The sequence below is a fragment of the Rhizobium ecuadorense genome, assembly GCF_001187535.1.
Lineage (GTDB): Bacteria > Pseudomonadota > Alphaproteobacteria > Rhizobiales > Rhizobiaceae > Rhizobium > Rhizobium ecuadorense.
The window spans coordinates 1-248 of sequence record NZ_LFIO01000176.1; the positions used below are offsets into that span (position 1 = coordinate 1).

Sequence of the window (248 nt, forward strand, 5' to 3'; positions counted from 1 at the left end):
GTGCTCGGCAGCCGGATGAAGCCGATTGTGGGCTCACCCAACCAGATCGCCGATCATCTTACGACATGGATCGAAGAGGGTGGAATCGACGGCTTCAATCTGGCGCGGACAGTGGCGCCGGAAAGCCTGCGCGATTTCGTCGAGCTGGTCGTCCCGGTGCTGCAGGAGCGCGGTACCTTCAAGGCGGACTATGCTGCAGGACCCTTGCGGCAGAAGCTTTTCGGCGGCGGGAACGGCAGGTTGCCCGC

The 248-nt window shown here is 63.3% G+C and carries 1 pseudogene; it reads left to right on the forward strand.

Annotation, left to right across the window (positions count from 1 at the left end):
- Nucleotides 1-248 (forward strand): annotated as a pseudogene (locus AF337_RS04555) (N5,N10-methylene tetrahydromethanopterin reductase); the annotation flags it as partial.